Source organism: Pseudomonas sp. 10C3, from assembly GCF_036346185.1.
Classification (GTDB): Bacteria; Pseudomonadota; Gammaproteobacteria; order Pseudomonadales; family Pseudomonadaceae; genus Aquipseudomonas.
Genome location: NZ_JASJVE010000100.1, coordinates 1 through 287 on the forward strand (window position 1 = coordinate 1; position 287 = coordinate 287).

The window sequence follows — 287 nt, forward strand, 5'->3', positions numbered from 1 at the left end:
CATTACGCAACACGGACTTGGCGGAGGCACGCGCGGGGCAATTAACCTCGCCTTCAACTTGGTTCTGCTGGGGCCTTCCGGTGTAGTCCAACTGACACCTGTGCGGCCCGAACACCAAGCAGTGATGGCGCAACTGCCCACAGCCCTTACCCCGCAACAGCGCTCTGCGATTTCACGATTTCTGTGCCATCTCGAGCAGCAGAGTCTGAGCTGGTCAGCGCTGGCGCCTGCTGCGGGCGAACTGCGCCCAGCAGCGTTGGAGGCGGCGGTCAATACGGCCATTACGC

General features: G+C 62.4%; 1 protein-coding gene. It reads left to right on the plus strand.

What is annotated here, in order from left to right:
* Positions 1 to 287 (plus strand): hypothetical protein (locus tag QN399_RS26290; RefSeq protein ID WP_330201939.1); only part of this gene is annotated, 287 nt, incomplete at both ends.